12 protein-coding genes, 2 tRNA genes and 1 pseudogene are annotated in these 19,181 nt (G+C 45.3%); 11 read left to right on the top strand and 4 right to left on the bottom strand.

Going from position 1 to position 19,181, the window contains the following annotated elements; translation table 11 throughout:
* Positions 1-479: 479 nt before the first annotated feature.
* Positions 480-2,501 (top strand): methyl-accepting chemotaxis protein, encoded by a 2,022-nt coding sequence (locus QVA83_RS08880; RefSeq protein ID WP_287498363.1) that lies wholly within the window; start codon positions 480-482, stop codon positions 2,499-2,501.
* Positions 2,502-2,637: 136 nt separating this feature from the next.
* Here QVA83_RS08880 and QVA83_RS08875 read toward each other — a convergent pair whose 3' ends face one another.
* Together QVA83_RS08875 and QVA83_RS08870 are read right to left on the bottom strand one after the other, a co-directional pair.
* Positions 2,638-3,525, bottom strand: coding sequence for a LysR family transcriptional regulator (locus QVA83_RS08875; RefSeq protein ID WP_156078044.1), 888 nt, complete (start codon positions 3,523-3,525; stop codon positions 2,638-2,640).
* 17 nt (positions 3,526-3,542) lie between these two features.
* A complete protein-coding gene (locus tag QVA83_RS08870; protein ID WP_014948663.1) occupies positions 3,543-4,511 on the bottom strand; it encodes a hydrogen peroxide-inducible genes activator in 969 nt (322 codons plus the stop codon).
* A gap of 158 nt (positions 4,512-4,669) precedes the next feature.
* Here QVA83_RS08870 and QVA83_RS08865 point away from each other — a divergent pair, with 158 nt between their 5' ends.
* The 4 genes from QVA83_RS08865 (at position 4,670) to betI (ending at position 10,298) form a co-directional block, all read left to right on the top strand.
* Positions 4,670-5,323, top strand: coding sequence for a carbonic anhydrase (locus QVA83_RS08865; protein WP_014948664.1), 654 nt, complete (start codon positions 4,670-4,672; stop codon positions 5,321-5,323).
* Positions 5,324-5,334: 11 nt separating this feature from the next.
* Positions 5,335-6,972 (top strand): SulP family inorganic anion transporter, encoded by a 1,638-nt coding sequence (locus QVA83_RS08860; protein WP_014948665.1) that lies wholly within the window; start codon positions 5,335-5,337, stop codon positions 6,970-6,972.
* Positions 6,973-7,225: 253 nt separating this feature from the next.
* Positions 7,226-9,649, top strand: coding sequence for a TonB-dependent receptor domain-containing protein (locus QVA83_RS08855; protein ID WP_014948666.1), 2,424 nt, complete (start codon positions 7,226-7,228; stop codon positions 9,647-9,649).
* A 73-nt stretch (positions 9,650-9,722) separates the two neighbouring features.
* The gene (gene betI, locus QVA83_RS08850; RefSeq protein ID WP_069943918.1) at positions 9,723-10,298 is read left to right on the top strand and encodes a transcriptional regulator BetI; all 576 of its coding nucleotides are present in this window, start codon (positions 9,723-9,725) and stop codon (positions 10,296-10,298) included.
* Positions 10,299-10,526: 228 nt separating this feature from the next.
* Here the strand turns inward: betI and QVA83_RS08845 are convergent, their stop codons facing one another.
* Together QVA83_RS08845 and QVA83_RS08840 are read right to left on the bottom strand one after the other, a co-directional pair.
* The gene (locus tag QVA83_RS08845; RefSeq protein ID WP_049587665.1) at positions 10,527-12,602 is read right to left on the bottom strand and encodes a M13 family metallopeptidase; all 2,076 of its coding nucleotides are present in this window, start codon (positions 12,600-12,602) and stop codon (positions 10,527-10,529) included.
* The gene (locus tag QVA83_RS08840; RefSeq protein ID WP_069943919.1) at positions 12,592-13,917 is read right to left on the bottom strand and encodes a GNAT family N-acetyltransferase; all 1,326 of its coding nucleotides are present in this window, start codon (positions 13,915-13,917) and stop codon (positions 12,592-12,594) included. The genes QVA83_RS08845 and QVA83_RS08840 overlap by 11 nt, the downstream gene beginning before the upstream one ends.
* A 118-nt stretch (positions 13,918-14,035) precedes the next feature.
* Here QVA83_RS08840 and QVA83_RS08835 point away from each other — a divergent pair, with 118 nt between their 5' ends.
* The 6 genes and pseudogenes from QVA83_RS08835 to QVA83_RS08810 all read left to right on the top strand — a co-directional run bounded on the left by QVA83_RS08835 (position 14,036) and on the right by QVA83_RS08810 (position 19,061).
* Complete coding sequence (locus QVA83_RS08835; RefSeq protein ID WP_069943920.1) at positions 14,036-14,494, top strand: regulatory protein RecX; 459 nt, start codon at positions 14,036-14,038, stop codon at positions 14,492-14,494.
* A 297-nt stretch (positions 14,495-14,791) separates the two neighbouring features.
* Positions 14,792-17,389: an alanine--tRNA ligase gene (alaS, locus tag QVA83_RS08830; RefSeq protein ID WP_069943921.1), complete on the top strand. Its 2,598-nt coding sequence runs from the start codon at positions 14,792-14,794 to the stop codon at positions 17,387-17,389.
* Between the two features lie 134 nt (positions 17,390-17,523).
* Positions 17,524-17,715: a carbon storage regulator CsrA gene (csrA, locus tag QVA83_RS08825; RefSeq protein WP_012517705.1), complete on the top strand. Its 192-nt coding sequence runs from the start codon at positions 17,524-17,526 to the stop codon at positions 17,713-17,715.
* 565 nt (positions 17,716-18,280) lie between these two features.
* A tRNA-Ser gene (locus QVA83_RS08820) sits at positions 18,281-18,372 on the top strand.
* 37 nt (positions 18,373-18,409) lie between these two features.
* Positions 18,410-18,486: transfer RNA gene (locus QVA83_RS08815), tRNA-Arg, on the top strand.
* Between the two features lie 141 nt (positions 18,487-18,627).
* A pseudogene (locus QVA83_RS08810) lies at positions 18,628-19,061 on the top strand (acyl-CoA thioesterase).
* The last annotated feature ends 120 nt before the right edge of the window (positions 19,062-19,181 follow it).

Raw genomic sequence — 19,181 nt, 5'->3', positions numbered from 1 at the left:
ACCCAGCGGGGTGTCATCTGAAAAAAAAGACGCTAAGAAGTCAGATGCCGCCTAGCTTTATCGGCACCTGACTAGGGCGGAAGCCTTTTCCGCCAACTAACCAAAACCATCACTTTTAACCAGCATTCTACTGCTGGCTGGATAAGTTTTGACTTCTGGGCCTGTTGGCCTTTGTTGTACAAGTTTTGGTCTAAATGGAAGCCTTTTAATCGCGAAACAGTCCTGCAAGCCTAGTGGGCTAAGTTAAAGGGCTGTGACAAAGAGTAAAAGGCTTCCATAACGACCCCTTCGGGCAGCGCCTTTGTGCCATCTATACTGCGTTGAATGTTTTCGACTTAGAACCACTAAACCGTCAAACATCCGCCTTGTCTAGATGGCACAAAGACCGCTGTAACAATGTACAACAAAGGTCAACAGGCCCTAGTGCTGGAATACACTTTTCACACGTTGTGGCGTTTAGTAAACAATGAGAAGTACAAATGAAATCCATATCACTCCAAAAAAAGTTCATGCTTATCGTTGGCGGTAGCATAGCTTTGATGTTACTCATTACGGCGTTTTTCTTAGTCAATACCGTTGCAGATAACACCCGCAGTCGCGTAGAAAAAGAGCTTAAATCCTTAGTTGCACGTGAGGCTAATGACGTTGAAGGATTCTTCGCAACCTATGGCGGCGTTGCTAGAGCATTCCTAAGTAGTCCTTTTCTACAAGATTTTTTTACGCGCCATAACACGCGAGGGGCGCCCGAAAGCCAACTGACTCAATCCAAAGATATCTATGCCACATTTGAGGGCATCAGCAGTCAAGATCCCATTATTAAATCGGCGTTCTTTGGATCTGCTAAGACGGGTGAATACTTCTATGAAGAGGGCCGAGTCGGCGTCGACACTTCGGGTCCTGATGCTGGCAATCCTAACGCCGGTTACTTTGCAACTAAGCGTCCGTGGTTTACTACTGCCGTTGAAAAAGGGAAGCTATATGTAACGCCTCCTGCTGTCGATTCCCAAGATGGAAGCGTATCTGCAGTAGTACAAACCCCGATATACAAAAATGGAGCGTTACTAGGCGTTGGCGGTGTCGATATTCTTATTAGCACGGTGGGTAAGGTCATAGATGCCATTCGTTATGAAGAACAAGGCACGGCGTTTTTACTCGATGAAAACCAAAACATTGTTTACTTTCCAAAACAGAGCAAAGCTTTGCCACTAAGCTCCTCTATTCGCAACTTTGACAGCGTGTTTGATAGCACTGAGGGGTTTGGCAAGTTGGCAAGTAATATAGCGGCTAATGAATCTGGTATTGTGCACGTAACCTGGAAGGGGGAAGACTATGTTGCGGTTTTTGAGCACGCTCAGTTAACTAACCCACAAATGAATTGGTCGCTGGGCATTCTTATCCCTGCAAGCATCATTGATAGCCCTATAAATAATGCAATTACTACGGCAATTATCGTCGCCTTTGTGATTATTGGATTAATAGCGCTTATTACTTATTTTGCGAGTGCTAAAGTCACTCAGCCTTTGGTCGAAATGCGCAACGCTATGGCGGAAATAGCGCATGGCGACGGCGACTTAACCAAGCGTCTGGAAGTTAAGAGTAACGACGAAATCGGTGCGCTTGCTATAGAGTTTAATACCTTCACCGATAAACTAAGATCATTGCTAAAAGATACTGCCGCTAACACTAAGGCTGTTTCTGATGCAGCGGATCACCTTCGAGATGTGAGTCACGCCACTAGCAAGGAAATTAACCAAGAGCGTAGTCAGGTGGACAATGTGTCTACGGCAGTGACGCAGATGGCTGCTACCGTCGTTGAAATTTCAAAAAATGCGGCACAGTCCAGTGACGCTGCGACTAAAGCAGATGAATTGGTACAAGCCGGCAGTGAGCAAGTGCAAGATGCCATGAGGGAAATTCGCGCGCTGGCTGACGCCATCAGTCAGGGTGTTGAAGTTGTAGGCGGATTGAGCAAAGAGTCAGATAGCATCGGTGCTGTAGTCGATGTAATTAACAGCATAGCTGAACAAACTAATTTGCTGGCATTAAACGCTGCCATTGAAGCGGCGAGAGCCGGTGAACAGGGGCGCGGCTTTGCCGTTGTTGCAGATGAAGTTCGCTCATTAGCAAGTCGTACACAAGAATCGACGACTGATATACGAAAAATGGTAGAGCGATTGCAGGCGATGTCTGAGCAGACCAACAATGTTATGCAGGAAGGACAAACCCGTTCTCAATCTGGTGTCGATAAGACAGAGAAAGTGGTCGAAACGCTTAAAGACATTACCCAGTCTATAGGTTTGGTTCACGAGCAAAGTACTCACATAGCACTGGCGACCGAGCAGCAAACGGAGGTGGCGCAAGATATTAATAAGTCGCTCGTAGCTATCACTGGTTTAAGTGATAAAACTAGTCAGCATGCAGAAGAGTTAGCTGTGGAAGCTACGCAGCTAAGTGCCGTCTCTGGTGACTTAAAAGAATTGGTGGGGCAGTTTAAAATTTAGCGCCATTCATACCGTTAACCGCGCATAATGCGCGACAGTCTTTAATTAGAGCGTTGTCGCTTGCCAACATTGTTGGCAAGCGAATTATTTTATTCCCTAGTTTGACATAAGTTTTCCGAAATACAGTTTGGAACACCTATGGCTTGTGCGTTTGCGAAAGGGCAATGAAATCATCTACAAACCCCAATACGTCCTGCGCTTTTCTATGACCCAAGTACAGCGTTTTTGATACGCCTTGTTCACCAAGCGACCGACAAGTCAGGAGATCGCTTTCTTTTGATTCATCAATTAACCATTTAGGTAGCGCAGTAACACCACGTCCCGCTGCTACCATTTGTAAGATGATCTCTGTGGTTTCAATCGTTTTATGTTGCCTCACTGTGCAATTGGCAGGAGTAAGAAAATGCGTGAATACGTCCAGTCGACTGAGTTCTACGGGGTAGGTGATAAGGGTCTCATTGCTTAAGTCGTTCGGTGTAACAAATGGTTTCTCTGCCAAAGGGTGGTGCTTATCCATTACCAACACTTGTTCATATTCGAACACTGGCGTGTAGGTAATGGTTTCAAGTGAAAGAGGGTCTGGCGTGAGCAATATATCAATATCGTACCCGTGAAGCGCTTGTAAACCGCCAAAAGAGAACGCTCGGCGTACATCTACATCAACATCTGGAAAGGCTTTCAAAAAAGGCGCCACTACCTTGAGCAACCATTCAAAACACGGGTAGCACTCCATCCCAATACGTAATATGCCCTGTTTACCATCGGCGAATCTGCGTAATTGGGCTTCAGTATGCTCAAACTGGGGTAAAACTCGGTGAGCTAAGCCCAATACACTCTGACCCGCCTGAGTCAGCGTGAGTCTTCTGCCGTCTTTTTTCCAAAGCGGTACGTCAAAATGGGCTTCCAACTTTTTCATTGCGTGGCTTAACGCTGACTGGGTTAGAAAAAGCGATTTTGCCGCTTCTGTCATCGTGCCTTCAGCATCTATCGCTCTTACTATTCGTAAATGTTGTCTATCAATCATAATAAATTACAACCAGTTTAACGTTTTTGAAGAGGGCTTGGGGCAGCACTGACTATAGTCACGGCGTCCGACAGGCGAGTTTCAATTATCTCTTTTATGATAATTGATATTTCTCTAAAGGTCTTTCGTCCAGGCGCAGTGTTTCTCCACGCTAATGAGTGCTGACGCTCAATAGGCATATCGGCAATCTCACACACGTGTAACGCTTCAGGCTTGTGCAACTCAGAATGAATATAAAGCCCTGGTAGGAATGCTACACCCATGCCCATTACCACCATTTGACGCAAAGTATCGAGGCTGGTGCCCTCATAATCACGCTGTAAATCTGCCCCAATCTCATCGCAAATGCGCTGCACTTGATGATGAAAGTGATGTCGGTCTTCGAGTGTTAACACTTTCTCGCCGCTTATTTCTTCTGGCTTGACATAGGCTTTTCCTGACAATTTGTGATCAGAAGGCGTGACGAATTTTAAAGGCTCTTTGAAGAGTGGTTGCGTGATCAATTGAGAGTTTTCGCCCGAAAGTGGGGAAAGTATTAGGTCATATTCACCACGCAGTAGACCGTGTTGCAATGCGTTAGGGGCGCCTTCTCGAACATAGAAGCGCAAGCCGGGCTTCCGTTTGTGCAGATCTGGTAGCACAAACGGAAGTAAATAAGGCCCTAGTGTTGGCGGTATCCCTAACCGGTAGGTTACAACTTCACCCTCGGACAAGTCTCGTGCAATTTCGCTGAACCGTTGAGAGGCCTGCAGCACCTCTTCCGCTGCATCAAGCAAGGCTTTACCTTGGGGAGATAACAGCGTTCCCGTGCGTGATCGTTCAAAAAGCGTTAGCCCTAAGAGGTTTTCTAGCGCACTGATCTGACTGGTCAGAGTAGGCTGACTAATTCCCAGTATTCCCGCTGCTTGCCTGAAGCTTAGGTATTTAGCCACTGCAACAAAATAGCGGATTTGGTTAATTGACGGGGTCTTTCCGTTGAATTGCATGGTGAAAATGGCTCTCTCTTACTATGCTTATGGGTAGTGTTACGTAAGTAGTGATAGTATTTAGCTATCGCGAGTTAGTATATTAAACTATTAATCTATCAGGTGAAACTGGCGTAATTACATAATCATTACAATTATTAAAAAATTGGGAGTTATATATGGATCACGTTATCTCAGGTGTTGCCAAATTCCAGAAAGAAGTTTACCCAAACAAAAAAGCTACGTTTCAAAAACTAGCTACTGGGCAGAACCCTGAAGTGCTTTTCATTACGTGCTCTGATTCACGTATCGACCCGAACTTAGTAACACAAACTGATCCGGGTGAGCTATTTATCTGCCGTAATGCGGGCAACATCGTACCTCCTCACAGCAACCAAACTGGTGGCATGACAGCGTCTATTGAGTTTGCAGTTGCTGCACTGGGCGTTTCTCACATTGTTATTTGTGGCCATACTGACTGTGGTGCGATGAAAGGCGCCATCAACCCTGAAGGCTTAAGTGCGCTTCCGCATGTAAAAGAGTGGCTAGGTCATTGCCGTGTTGCAACTGAAGTTGTTAAAGAGCGCTGTGGCCATTCAGACCTTTCTATTGACGACCTAGAAGCGGTAACGAAAGAGAACGTTGTTCAGCAAATTCAGCACCTTCGCACTCACCCTGCTGTTGCTGCAAAAATTGCAACAGGTCAGGTTAAACTTCACGGATGGGTTTATAACATTGGTTCAGGTGAAGTGCTTTACTACAACACTGAGTCTGGTGAATTCGATGTAATGGACGAGTCTACTGCCGAAGCACAACTTGCTCGCGGTGAATAAGGTCTATAACTATGGTAAAAATTAACCTTTCAAACCTACGAGGCGATTTTACCGGCGGTTTAACAGCCGGTATCGTTGCTTTACCACTGGCGCTTGCACTTGGTGTAGCGTCAGGCTTAGGCCCAATGGCGGGTCTGTACGGTGCTATTGCGGTTGGCTTCTTTGCCGCACTTTTCGGTGGTACACCAGCACAGATTTCTGGTCCAACGGGGCCTATGGTTGTTGTTCTTGCAGGCTTGTTCGCAAGTCTGTCAGGCGACGCCAGCCTTATATTCACAGCTGTGATATTGGCCGGTATATTCCAGATTGTTTTTGGTGTCCTTGGTGTTGGCCAATACATTCGCCTGGTGCCTTACCCGGTAATATCGGGCTTTATGTCGGGCATCGGTGCAATCATCATCATTCTTCAAATCGGCCGCTTACTGGGCCATGAGCCGCCAGGCGGAACAATCGGCGCATTGACATACTTGCCAACCGCGCTTGCCGATATTGATTTTGCAACCTTAGCGTTAGGCCTTGGTACCTTGGTTATTGCCTACAAATGGCCACCGCAATTAGGCAAGTATGTGCCTGGAGCACTGGCTGCACTTATCATTGGCACGCTTGTAAGTTTAGCGTTGTCTGTGCCAATTCTTGGTGATATCCCGACGGGTTTACCTAGCCTTCACCTTCCAGTATTTGACCAAAGCAAAGCACTGCTTATTCTTGAAGCTGCGTTTATTCTAGCTGTGCTGGGAGCCATCGATAGTCTACTTACATCTCTTGTTGCTGATAACATGACGCGTACCCGTCACGATAGTAACAAAGAGCTAATCGGCCAAGGTATTGGTAACACATTTGCTGGTCTTATCGGCGGTATCGCAGGTGCAGGCGCAACGATGCGTACTGTTGTAAATATCCGTAGCGGTGGTAAGTACAACATTTCAGGTATGGTACACGCGCTAGTTCTTCTAGCAATTGTGTTAGGTCTTAGCCCGCTAGCGGCGCAAATTCCTCACGCTGTTCTTGCTGGTATCTTGGTTAAAGTTGGCTTAGATATCATCGACTGGAGTTACTTGAAGCGCGCTCACAAAGGCCCACGTTGGGACTTCGGCCTCATGATTATGGTGCTTGCGTTAACGGTATTTGTAGATCTGATTACAGCAGTTGGTGTTGGCGTGGTATTCGCAGCATTAGCTTACGTTAAGCAAATCGCACAGCTGCAAATTGAAGAGCTTAAGAAAATCCCTGAGTCGTTAAACGACCCTAAAGAAAATGAGCTATTGGAATCTCTTAAAGACAAAGTATCAATCTTTAGTTTTGGCGGACCACTAAGCTTTGGTGCGGCTGCCGATTTGGGCCACCACGTTCGTGAGCGTGTGAAACCGGGTTCTAAAGTCACCATTTTAGATTTCTCGCGCGTTCCACTTATGGATGTTTCTGCTGCGATGGCAGTTGATACAGTTACCTCAGATGCACTAGCGGCAGGTCGACAGCTGGTTATTTGTGGTGCTAATGCAGAAGTCAATAAGGTGCTTGAGGGCGTAAACGAAGCGCACCCAGGTATCCCCAACTTTGACACGCTACACGACGCCTTGCTTTACGCAGAAAAGCAAGTAGCCGGGACTGAAAGCAAAAACACCCGTTTTCAAGCCGCAACGCAGTCGTAAAGTAATATCAAGGTAAGATAAACCTTTCCCTTTTGGCCCTCCTTAGTGAGGGCTTTTTTGTGTCTGTTAGGCAAAGATTTCTTTGCTAAATTTCTGGGTCCGTTTATAGCTGGTGCGTGTTTACTTGGATGTCATTGAGTAAACAAACATGGAAAATTTTTAATTAATTGATTGTTCAATTAAACTTAACGCTACTGTAACAATTCCTCCCTAGAGTAGTGAGTAAACATTACACAACTACTTTGGGAAACACATGAAAACACACAATAAACTCTCGTTAGCTGTACTTGCAGCACTTTCGTCTATGACTACACCTACAGTGGCGTGGGCAGAGGAAGCAGAGCGTGCTGACGAAGAGCGCATAGAAGAAATTACCGTTGTTGGGCGAAGCGTTTCTTACGCGAATAACGCGACGAGCGACGATATGTTTAAACAACAGGCTAATCTTAGCAGTGTGTTAGCCGCGGTTGATAACCTGCCGGGTGTGCTTATTAACGAAGGAGATACCTTTGGGGCTGATGACTGGTCAACGTCTATTGTTATTCGTGGCTTTCAAGTAAACCTAAACGAGCAGCAAATTGGCATGACGGTAGATGGCATTGCCAACGGTAACTCGAATTACGGTGGTGGCGCGAAAGCGAATCGCTATATCGATACCGAAAACGTAAAAGGCGTTGAAGTTTCTCAGGGTACGGCGGATATCGCTTCCCGTTCACACGAAGCCTTGGGCGGCACACTGAATTTCACCACCATTAACCCGTCTGCGGAGCAGGGCTTAATAACCAGTGTAACTGCGGGTTCATTTGATGCGTCAAAATACTATGTACGCTACGAAACAGGCGAAATCTTTAAAGATACTTACGCGTGGATAAGCCTTTCAAGTCAAGAAAGTTCTGACTTTATGCAGCAGGCAGCAGAGAACACCCGTGATCATTTAGCCATGAAGTTTATCTCTACCGTTAACGACGTGTCTCTTACAGGTTACCTGTCTTACGACGATACCCACGAAGATAACTACCAGCGCATATACGGACTGGCGCAATATGAGCAAAATCCAGATTGGGACCAGTTAACTGACGAGTGGACAGGCGTGCCTTATCAAGATCAGGCGTATCGTCGAGGTTGGTCTACCCTACGCGAAAACCTTTTCGCTTATTTACAGGCTGACTTTACTATTGGCCAGGTCGATTTTATGACTAACGTGTATTATCACGACAATGAAGGACGCGGCGAATGGGTTCCACCCTATATTGTTGATATCACTGATGACGGAGCAGAAGGGCACTCAGAGCTTATTGTTGGAAATACGGTATTCGGTGGAGAAGAGCTGGGACAAATCTACTTTGTTGATAGACAAGGCAACCAGCTAAGCCCTATTGAGGGTTGTCAAAGCTCACTGACCTTCCCTTATGGTGGTGCAGGTGCAGAATATGACCCAGGCTGTCATGCGCAAGGCGCTATTCCCGTGGGCTCATATCGTCACACCCATTATGATAAAGAGCGTTTTGGCATTAATGCTGATGCTGTGTGGTACACCAAAATTGGTGATTTTGATAATACCGTACGTTTTGGTATTTGGTGGGAAGACTATGAGCGTGGCGAGTCTCGCGATTGGCATAAAATTACCAACTCGTCTATTAGCGTCGATTATGACAACGTGCCTTACTGGGTGCAGTACGACAGAACCTTCCCAGTTGATACCTTGATGTACTATGTGGAAGATGAGCTTGATCTAGGCTTTGCCCGCATTCGCGCTGGTGCCAAGAAGTTTAACGTAGATATCGAGAAAACGGACAACTTTGATTCAGCCAACAACTTAGCGGTGAATACTGACTCAGATACCTTATTCTCAGCCGGTATCGTTGCACCTTTACCCATTGAAGGAGTGGAAGTTTTCGCAGGTTACGGTGAGAACTTTGCGGCAATCAAAGATGCACAACTAGAGCGCAACGATACTGACCTTCGCTTTATAAAGCCAGAAACCGCTGACAACATTGACGTAGGTTTCCGCTACTCTTCACCTGGTTTCAATGCCAGCGTGACCTACTACAATATTGAGTTTAACGACCGTATTCAATTTACCAGTAACGAAACCTCAGAGGGGATAGACTTTCTTGAAGCGGCTGCGGGTGGATACAAAAACGTGGGCGGTATTGAGTCTAGCGGTTTTGAAATTTCAGCAGACATTATGCTAACCGAAGAGTTCTCGTTGTTCACTTCTATTACCTTAAGCGAGTCAGAATATGTTGCGACGGTAGGTAGTTCAGGTACGCAATACGATACACTTGACGATGCGCTGGCAGCCATCGCTGATCCTGAAAACCCTGAAGTGTCACTGGTAGCTATTGAAGGTAATACGGTTATCGGTACGCCTGACACTATGGCGGTAATTAGCCTTGATTGGGCACGCGATAACTACTTTGCAGGCCTGTCTACCAAGTACGTTGATAGCCGCTACCTGGATATTGATAATGCAGCACAAGTTGATGACTATATCGTTAGCGACTTCTATATTGGCGGCTTTATCGAAAACATTGGTTCAGGTGCTGAAGAGCTAGAAGTGCGTTTAACAGTAAACAACCTGTTTGATGAAGACTATGCGTCTACCATTGCACCAGGTGCATTTTGGATTGGCGCACCTCGCGCTGTTGCAGTCAACGCACGCTTAACCTTTTAATCGTGATATCATGCCTGCGGCGGCATTGTGCTGTCGCAGGTTATTTTTTAGATTTAAGGTTTGGAGTTGTAGCATGCCCAAGGTGGGAATGGAGCCAGTTCGCAAGAAGCAATTAATAGAAGCAACGCTAGAAGTGATGGCAGAAGTTGGCTATCACGGTACAACGATTAGCTTAATTAGCAAAAGAGCAGGGCTTTCTTCAGGGATAATCAGTCACTATTTTGGTGACAAGCAAGGTTTAATTGAAGCAACGATGCGCCACCTTCTCGATGCGCTAAAAATCACGCAGCGTATTGACGATCCCCTAGAGCGGATTGATTTCATTATTGAAAATAACTTTTCACAAACGCAAGGGGCGAGTTCCGCCACCAATACTTGGTTCAACTTCTGGGCGTTGTCACTTCACAACGAAGGCTTGCATCGTTTGCAGTGTATTAACCACAAACGCTTAGAGCGTAATTTAGCGTTTAGTTACCGCAAGCTACTTAAACCTGAGCAGGTCAAAAACGCCGCTGCGTCTACCGCTGCATTAATTGATGGGTATTGGCTTCGTTATTCCATGGGCAGTGTGGGTAACGGTGATTTTTCAGAGGCTGTAGCCCGTTGTAAACAATACGTTCGCGATTTAGTTGCCCAATACGGAAGATAAATAAGCAAACGGAAGTTAAACAAGTACTCGGGGCTGGCGTATAAGTACCACCGAGCGAATACTGATTAGAAAAATAAAAAGGGCGGTTCGAGATAAGTCGAGCCGCCCTTTTTAATTATCTACACTTTCTAAATGAGCTATGCGGACTAGTATTAGCTGGCGCCAGATACAAATCTCTATCCGGCGCGAGAAGCTAGCATGTGCTCACTAAGTGCTTAACTCAATGAGTTACCAAATTCTTACGCGCTCTTCTGGCGCAAGATAAAGTGCATCACCTGGTTTCACATCAAACGCTTCATACCATGCATCATGGTTTCTTGGTGCTTGTGCACGATAACGACCAGGCGCGTGTGTACCTGCGCGAAGTTGATTCAGCATGCTTTCTTCAGTGCGTTTTTCTTTCCACACTTGTGCCCATGCAAGGAAGAAACGCTGATCGCCTGTTAGGCCGTCAATTACCGGTGCTTCTTTGCCGTTAAGGCTAAGTTTGTAGGCGTGGTAAGCCATGGCTAGACCACCCACGTCACCAATGTTTTCACCCAAGCTGTTGCGACCATTTACGAAGTTACCTTCGATAGGCTCGTACTGGCTGTATTGCTCGGCTAGCATATCTGCTTTTTCTTCAAACGCTGCGCGGTCGGCATCGGTCCACCAGTTACGCTGAATACCGTTTGCATCTGATTTCGAGCCTTGATCGTCAAAACCATGTCCCATTTCGTGACCAATTACCGCACCGATTGCACCGTAGTTAACTGCTGCGTCGGCGTTTGGATCAAAAAATGGTGGTTGCAAAATAGCCGCTGGGAATACAATTTCATTGAACGAGCTATTGTAGTAGGCATTAACGCGCTGCGGTGTCATACCCCAGCGATTGCGATCCGTTTTCTCTAGCTCACGTTCTACCGATTGGTCTTGGAAGAATGTGCGTAGGTTTCGAACATTGCCTACTAAGTCTTTGTCGCTGATGGTTACGCCGTCGAAAGACTGCCATTCGTCTGGGTAGCCAATTTTAGGGTTAAATGCCATTAGCTTTTCTTTGGCATTTACCTTGGTTTCTTCGCTCATCCAGTCTAGGTTTTCAATACGCTCACCTAGTGCTGTACGCAAGTTTTCAACCAGCTCTGCCATCTGCTCTTTTGAGCTTTCTGGGAAGTATTCGTTTACGTAGATCTTGCCGATAGCAAAACCAAGTGACTCAGTACCAGACATTTGGCTCACTGCGCGTTTCCAACGAGGACGAGGCTCTTGCTGACCGCTTAGTGTACGACCAAAGAAGTCAAAGTTGGCTAGGTAGATATCTTCAGAAAGGAAATCCGCATTGTTTGAAATAGTGTGATATTTCAAATACGATTTCCAATCAGCTAGATCAGCTTCGTTAATAATTTTAATAACGTCTTTTACTGGCTCAGGCTGTGTAATATTTAGCTCAGGTACCTTATAACCGGTTTGAGCAAAATACGTATCCCAATCAAAGCCAGGGTACTCGTCAGACAGCTTGCTACGTTCAATCTGGTTGAGAGTAAGATCGCGGTCACGGCGTTTTTCGCGAGGCCACTGAATTTCTGCAATTTGTGTTTCAAGGGCAAGAATGTTAGCCGCTTTTTCAGCTGCGTTTTCTTCGCCTGCAAAATTTAGCATCTGCTCGATGTGCGCTACATAAGCTTCACGAATTTTAACAAAACGTTCGCTATCGCTCAGGTAGTAGTCGCGATCAGGAAGGCCTAAACCACCAACACCAACACTTAATTGGTATTCATTTGGGTCAAGGCGGTTGTACCACATACCGCCGCCAATTGGCGTGGTTGAGCCTACTAACCAGCTGTTACCAAATGCTTTGGTTAGGTCAGTTTTGTTTTCAATGCTATCGATAGACGTGAGTACGTCTTTAATTGGCTCAATACCTTTTTCGTTGATGGTATCTGTATCCATATAAGCAACGAAAAAGTCGTGAACAAGCTTTTCCTCTGCATTTAGTGAAGACTTTTCCATTAGCCCATCAATGATGTTTTTAACTTGCTCTTCACTACGCTCTGCAAGACCCGTAAACGCGCCGTAGCGAGTTTTGTCAGCGGGCAGCTCGTAGTTGTCGTACCATGTACCGCTCGCGTACATGAAGAAGTCATCACCAGGTTTTACCGCTTCATTGCGAGCGGTTAAGTCTACGCCAAAAGAGCCTAATTCCGCTTCGCCCTTCATTTCTGGCGCTTCAACATTGCTAGTTTGTTCTTGGGCTTTTTCAGGCTGACCGCAACCAGCAAGTCCCAAAGATGCCGCAATCGCTACGGCAAGAAGTTTATATTTCATCGTTTTTCTCGTTGTGATTATAAGTGTCGTCGTTAGGTGCAGTGACACTCGTTGTTTTTAAAGTAGGCACAAATTCCTTGTTAAACGGTAAAGCATTCCGTGCCTGATTAAAATAGCTTGCGATATGTGGCGTTTCTCGCTGTAAAAAGTCTGCTACAGCAGTGTGAAACGACGGATGTTGTAATTTGTGATGAGAACGGCAATAAATGGGCTCGAAGCCTCGAAGTATTTTATGTTCACCTTGGGTGCCGGGATTAAAAAGCGATAGTTTTTTCTCAATGGCGAATTCAATGCCTTCAAAATAACAGCAGGCAAAATGTAACCCGTCTATTTCTTTCAGCGCTCCCCAGTATCTGCCATACAGTCCTGTATCATCGTAGAAAAAGAGGGCGCTGGCTACTGCTACCTCATTCTCTATTGCCGTCACTATAAGCATGTTATCGCTCATGCTCTCGACAAGCTGCTCAAAGAACGTATCATTCAAATATCCCACGTGACCGCTTCGTTTTAAATAGGTTGCTTTGTAACACTTTGTGAAAAACTGCAGTGTCTCTGGACTAATCTCATTGCCGGTATGATGGGTAAAGCGGACGCCTTGCTCGTTCAGTTTACGTCGACTTTTCTTGATATCTTTTCTTTTGCGGGAGGTAAGCGCGTTAAGAAAATCGTCGAAATCACCATAACCGTAGTTATGCCACTGAAACTGAACTGCGTATCGGGTCAGGTAGTGGTTGGGAATACTGGGTTGAACTTTGAATTGGTCATTAGGTAAATCATCGGCTAATGCACTGGCCTCAGGCTCGCTTTTACCAATAAGTTGAGCCGAGGTGCTTTCATTGGGAAATAGCCAATGAAAAGAAGATAAAGCCTCACCAAATACGGACTCTACATACGCTGTCAATGTATTTTCTAGTTCACTTAAAAGCGACGGAGTAAGCGCAATGTGTCCATCAGAAAGTAGTCTAGAGCCTGTTACGGGGGTAAAGGGGATGGCCGATATCCATTTAGGATAATAGTCGAGGCCGTGCTGTGCATAAGCATTAGCCCATGCGTGGTCAAACACGTATTCACCGTAGCTGTGAGTTTTCAGGTAGCCGGGAATAACAAGATTTGCAGCCTCATGCTGACCTTTCGCTATAGCAATATGGCAAGGCTGCCACCCAGATTCATTGCTGCACGAGCCGCTGCGTTCTAGCGCATGTAAAAATTCATAAGAAACGAAAGGACCCGATTCTTTTGCGAGGTATTGCCAGCGCTCTTTAGAGATCTGTTCAATCGAATCTATTATTGTTATGCGATAGTTGGATGCTGTCATGCAGTTTACATCATGTAGAGGTTAAGTGCGCAAAACGCTAGATAGTCGCAATGTACGAGTAATTAACGCTAAAATAACGCGGTTTCTACGTTTAATACAGAAGAGTAAGTTTACAAAAATGTCAGAGTTCGACCGAAAAATCATTACCGACGCGATTACTCGCATGCTGGCACGACGAGAGCATAGCTTTAACGAGATTATGCGAAAGTTGCAGCAGAAGGGAATAGCGAGTGATGCTTTCATGCCTATTCTGGAGGAATTCAAGGATGCTGATATCCAAAGCGATGCTAGATTTGCAGAAAGCCGAGCTCGCGCATTGTATTTAAAAGGGAAGGGACCCCGCGCAATTAAATTAGACTTACAGCAATACGGTGTAGATGAAAGTACTGCAGAACACGCAATGAGAGAGATTGACGCTGACTGGTTTGAAAGTGCTAAAAAAGTAAAAGAGAAAAAGTTTGGCGAGTTTTATGAAAACGAATTCGCGCTGAGACAAAAGCAGAAACAATTTCTTCAATATCGTGGCTTTTACCAAGATCACATTGAATATGCGGTAAGCGCAAACGAATCTAGCTAAAACGGCTGGTTTATGCTCATGTTTACCGACAAATAGATGCTGTTGGCGATTCGTTTTATGAATACTGGCTATTTTCGTCTACTTAAAGTGAAATTTGAGCCTATCTTCTCCCCGTTACACTTAACAAAATTGCGTTATCCATGGTATTGTTGCGCAAATTTGTGTGCATTTTAATTATCCAGAGAATTATAGCGAGGATAAGCGTATTGCGTATTCGCAAACTGCCCCGATTATAAAGCTCATTAGAACAGGCAAATCGCACGTTTCAAAAATAGAATAAAGGAAGTTAGGTTTTCAATGACATTATCAACTGCTGACTTACGTAACAAGTTTATCGATTATTTTAAAAGCCATGGCCACCAAGCGGTGGCGAGCTCGTCACTGGTTCCGGCAGATGATCCCACACTTCTTTTTACTAACGCGGGCATGAACCAGTTTAAAGACTGTTTTTTAGGTGCGGAAAAACGCAGCTATACCCGTGCGGTATCGTCACAGCGCTGCGTTCGCGCAGGTGGTAAGCATAACGACCTTGAGAACGTGGGTTACACTGCGCGTCACCATACCTTTTTTGAAATGCTGGGTAACTTCAGCTTTGGCGATTATTTCAAAAAAGAAGCGATAGAGTTTGCGTGGAATTTCCTTACCAAAGAAATTGGTTTGCCAAAAGAAAAGCTCTTAGTCACCGTTTATTCTGAAGATGACGAAGCGTTCGACATCTGGGAAAACCATATTGGTGTTCCAAAAGAAAAGATTATTCGCATTAGCACGTCAGATAACTTCTGGTCTATGGGCGATACCGGTCCATGTGGTCCTTGTTCTGAAATCTTTTACGATCACGGTGCGCACATTTGGGGAGGTCCTCCGGGAACACCAGAAGAAGACGGCGACCGCTTTATCGAAATTTGGAACCTGGTATTTATGCAGTTTAACAAACAAGCTGACGGTACCATGGAGCCACTCCCTAAGCCTTCAATCGATACCGGTATGGGCCTAGAGCGTATTTCCGCTATCTTGCAGAACGTGCACAGCAACTACGAGATCGACCTTTTCCAAAACTTGATCAAATCAGCAGCATCAATTGTTGGAAGCGAAGATTTAGAAAATAAATCGCTACGGGTTATCGCCGATCACATTCGTTCGTGCAGCTTCTTAATTTGCGATGGCGTTATGCCATCAAATGAAGGGCGCGGATACGTATTACGTCGCATTATTCGTCGCGCTGTTCGCCACGGCTATCAGCTTGGCGCAAACGATATCTTCTTCTATAAACTTGTGGCATCACTTGCCAAAGAAATGGGTGAAGCGTATCCAGAACTTGTAGACCAGCTACCGGTTATTGAAAAAGTACTACGTGTTGAAGAAGAGCAGTTTAGCAAAACGTTAGCCCGTGGTATGGCTATCCTAAACGATACATTAGAAACTCTAGAAGGCGACACAGTCCCGGGTGACGTAGTGTTCAAGCTTTACGACACCTATGGTTTCCCTACTGATTTAACCAATGATGTAGCACGAGAGCACGACCTTAAGATTGACGAAGAAGGTTTTGAAGCTGCTATGCAAGCACAGCGTGCCCGTGCACAGCAGGCTAGCAACTTTGGTGCAGACTACAATAGTAAACTCGCCATTGACCACACAACCTCATTTACTGGGTACACCGATGTAGAAGGCCAGGTGAATGTGGTTGAACTTATTGCCGACAATGCGTTTGTTGAGAAGCTTGAAGACGGTCAAGAAGGCGTTGTGGTATTAGACAGCACACCATTCTACGCTGAAAGTGGTGGTCAGGCTGGAGATAAAGGTGTGCTTCGCGTGGCAAACGGTGAATTCATCGTTACCGACACCCAAAAAATGGGTAATGCGTTTGCACACAAAGGTATTGCTAAAGGTTCGGTATCTAAAGGTGATACGGCAACCGCAGCGATTGATGCAGCAAATCGTGAAGCCATTAAAAAGAACCACAGCGCAACGCATTTACTTCATGCAGCACTGCGTGAAATTTTAGGTGAGCACGTAACTCAGAAAGGTTCATTGGTTGAAGCGCCGCGCATGCGTTTTGACTTCTCGCATTTTGAGGCAGTAACGGCTGAGCAACTTGCTGAGATTGAAAGACGAGTTAACCAAGAAATACGTGCAAACCACACGTTAGCAACTGAACTAATGGATTTGGATGAAGCCAAAGCATCAGGCGCAATGGCGTTATTTGGTGAAAAGTACGACGAAAAAGTTCGCGTGGTAACCATGGGGCCATTCTCTGTTGAGCTATGTGGTGGTACTCACGTTACACGTACTGGTGATATTGGCTTGTTTAAAATTACCAGTGAAGCGGGTATTGCATCGGGCGTTCGACGTATCGAAGCAGTTACTGGCGAGCATGCACTTGAAGTCGTGCAAACCCAACAAGTGACACTGTCTTCATTGTCTGCGTTATTGAAAACAGACAGCCAAAATGTACTTGATCGCGTAGTTTCTCTACAAAATCAGACTAAAGAACTAGAAAAAGCGCTCAATTCTGCGAAACAAAAACTGGCGAGTCAGCAAGGTGCTGATATGCTTAGTAATGCAGTAGAGATAAATGGCGTTAAAGTTCTTATTGCGAATTTGGAAGGTGTTGAAGCAAAGTCATTGCGTTCAATGATGGATGACATTAAAAACCGAATTGGTGAGGGGATCGTAGTATTAGGTGTGGCTAATGACGCGAAAGTGAATCTTATTGCTGGCGTTACTAAAAACCTCACTAGTAAAGTTAAAGCGGGCGAGCTAGTTAACTTTGTCGCATCACAAGTAGGTGGCAAAGGGGGCGGTCGTCCAGATATGGCACAGGCAGGCGGTGACCAGCCTGAAAACTTGGGCCAGGCGCTAGATTCGGTTAACGCTTGGTTACAAGATAAGCTATAATTATTTTTGTGTATAACAGTGAGTTTCTGAAGTGACGCAGAAACATGGAATCACTGTCGCTTCCATCGGGTCGTGCCGATGGGTTGGCAAATCTTAATGGATGATGTTCAGTATTAAGGAACAGGAGCAAGAGAATGCTTATTTTGACTCGTCGAGTTGGTGAAACGCTTATGGTAGGTGACGATGTGACCGTTACCGTACTAGGCGTAAAAGGGAATCAGGTACGTATCGGTGTGAATGCACCAAAAGAAGTTTCTGTGCACCGTGAAGAGATATACATGCGCATTCAAGCAGAAAAAGGCGGTCAGCCAGGCTCTGCAGAATAATTGCATAATACGCTTCATAGGAAAAGGTCAGCTTACGCTGGCCTTTTTTGTTTTAAGTGAGTAAATCTTATCGGGCTTTAGCGCAAGTCTATTGTTTCTGGTCTATTTCGACAGAAATGACGCTGTGATGTCTTGCGCTAACGAGCTAGTTAATTTTCTGGGTCGTGCACAGCTTTTTTCTTGTACTATGCCTTCTGGTTGGACGGTTTTTACATCGAGATATTTAGCGCTTTATTCGAGGTTTTGGAGCGTTTTTAAATAACTTAAGTAAGTAATACGAATCAGCGTACTTGGTTTTGAACAAATAAATTCAAAACTTTTTGATATTATTTTTGAAAAATTGACTAAATTATTAAGGCGGGTCAGTTAAAACTGCAATGAAGCTGCGCATATTCAAATGCAAATTAACGAGCATCGTTAAATAAAATTCGGTTTAATTGCTTGTATTGCGAACAAATTACTGGTTTTTTGCTCGAATCGTTTAAAATGGCAGCGGGTGAACAATTTCTTTATAAAAAAGGTTTGACTCAGGCCAATGAATCCGTAAAATGCACCCCGCAGTCAAGGAGAGGTGGGTGAGTGGCTGAAACCAGTTCCCTGCTAAGGAACCATACGCATATACGCGTATCGAGGGTTCGAATCCCTCCCTCTCCGCCATTATTCGTTGGCAGTGACGGCCAACAACAAGTTTTGCGCGTGTGTAGCTCAGCTGGATAGAGTACCTGGCTACGAACCAGGCGGTCGGAGGTTCGAATCCTTCCACACGCGCCATATTGAAAAACCCACCTTTTTAGGTGGGTTTTTTCATTTCTACTCCTTTTATTTTTGTTCTCTCCACTTTCGTCTAAGCGCGCTGTTCAAAATTCAAGCTAAACTTAATGTGTCTAACAGCAGTAAAGCGCGAGGTACGCTATGGCACATCCATCTACTACTTTTCGATTTTTAGCAGAACCTACCGACGTAAACTTTGGCGGTAACGTTCACGGTGGCATGCTCTCTATAACAGCTTAATGAAATGGATTGACCAAGCAGCCTATGCCTGTGCCGCGCAGTGGTCCAAATGTTACTGCGTCACGGTGTCTGCCAATGGCATACGTTTCATAAAACCTATAAAAGTAGGCCAGCTAGTTGAGATAACCGCATCGTTGGTACACACTGGTGCGTCAAGTATGCATATCTATGTTGTGGTTAAATCGGGCGACGCCACGGAAAACACTACGTCTGTCGCAAATCGCTGTTTTATAACTTTTATGGCGGTGGACTGTGAGGGAAACCCAGTAAATGTGCCTGCTTACGTACCCGAGGATGAACGACATATGCAGTTAGATTTATACCAGTCCGCATAGATAATCACTCACTCAGCGAGAGTTAAAATGTTCGTAATCGCGGCGTTTTACCGTATGTATAGTTGAGCTACATCAAGGTGACACAACAAAGATTACGGACATTTTAAACTCGCCCTTTGG

Origin of the sequence: Alteromonas sp. AO-Serp, from assembly GCF_017849675.1 — a bacterium.
Classification (GTDB): Bacteria; Pseudomonadota; Gammaproteobacteria; order Enterobacterales; family Alteromonadaceae; genus Alteromonas; species Alteromonas macleodii.
The sequence above is the reverse complement of the archived record's forward strand: the minus strand, read 5'-3'. Positions and strand labels throughout refer to the sequence as shown.

Excerpts from the sequence above, each read along its gene's own strand:
- QVA83_RS08855 (WP_014948666.1), top strand. The coding sequence starts at position 7,226 with ATGAAAACACACAATAAACTCTCGTTAGCTGTACTTGCAGCACTTTCG.
- QVA83_RS08845 (WP_049587665.1), bottom strand. The coding sequence starts at position 12,602 with ATGAAATATAAACTTCTTGCCGTAGCGATTGCGGCATCTTTGGGACTT.
- QVA83_RS08880 (WP_287498363.1), top strand. The coding sequence starts at position 480 with ATGAAATCCATATCACTCCAAAAAAAGTTCATGCTTATCGTTGGCGGT.
- QVA83_RS08835 (WP_069943920.1), top strand. The coding sequence starts at position 14,036 with ATGTCAGAGTTCGACCGAAAAATCATTACCGACGCGATTACTCGCATG.
- alaS (WP_069943921.1), top strand. The coding sequence starts at position 14,792 with ATGACATTATCAACTGCTGACTTACGTAACAAGTTTATCGATTATTTT.
- QVA83_RS08840 (WP_069943919.1), bottom strand. The coding sequence starts at position 13,917 with ATGACAGCATCCAACTATCGCATAACAATAATAGATTCGATTGAACAG.
- betI (WP_069943918.1), top strand. The coding sequence starts at position 9,723 with ATGCCCAAGGTGGGAATGGAGCCAGTTCGCAAGAAGCAATTAATAGAA.
- QVA83_RS08865 (WP_014948664.1), top strand. The coding sequence starts at position 4,670 with ATGGATCACGTTATCTCAGGTGTTGCCAAATTCCAGAAAGAAGTTTAC.
- QVA83_RS08870 (WP_014948663.1), bottom strand. The coding sequence starts at position 4,511 with ATGCAATTCAACGGAAAGACCCCGTCAATTAACCAAATCCGCTATTTT.
- QVA83_RS08875 (WP_156078044.1), bottom strand. The coding sequence starts at position 3,525 with ATGATTGATAGACAACATTTACGAATAGTAAGAGCGATAGATGCTGAA.
- QVA83_RS08860 (WP_014948665.1), top strand. The coding sequence starts at position 5,335 with ATGGTAAAAATTAACCTTTCAAACCTACGAGGCGATTTTACCGGCGGT.
- csrA (WP_012517705.1), top strand. The coding sequence starts at position 17,524 with ATGCTTATTTTGACTCGTCGAGTTGGTGAAACGCTTATGGTAGGTGAC.